Source organism: Hydrogenovibrio sp. 3SP14C1 (genome assembly GCF_029625905.1).
Lineage (GTDB): Bacteria > Pseudomonadota > Gammaproteobacteria > Thiomicrospirales > Thiomicrospiraceae > Hydrogenovibrio.
Window position 1 is genome coordinate 1 of record NZ_JARTLM010000207.1, and the last position, 255, is coordinate 255.

Annotated in this window: 1 protein-coding gene; it reads left to right on the forward strand. The window is 59.6% G+C overall.

What is annotated here, in order from left to right; translation table 11 throughout:
• On the forward strand, positions 1 to 120 hold a 120-nt coding region (locus P8629_RS12925), incomplete at its 5' end, for a nitrous oxide reductase accessory protein NosL (RefSeq protein ID WP_442908712.1).
• Positions 121 to 255: the final 135 nt, after the last annotated feature.

Here is a 255-nt window from a genome sequence, read left to right on the forward strand (position 1 = left end):
GCAGCAGACGCTTGGTATGTGGTCGGCCATGACCAGCGAGGCAGCATGGGCCACACCCTTGCGCCGTTCTCCAGCCATGAGCGTGCGAGCAGTTCGCAGAAGTTCATGGTGGCGAGATAATCGCCTATGACGATATCGACCTGGAATTACTCGCCCAGCTCGGGCGCCACGACGGGAGCGGCCATGCCGCCCACTCAATGGCGCAATAACAGTGAGGAGTGAGGAGTGAGGAGTGAGGAGTGAGGCAGAAAATAG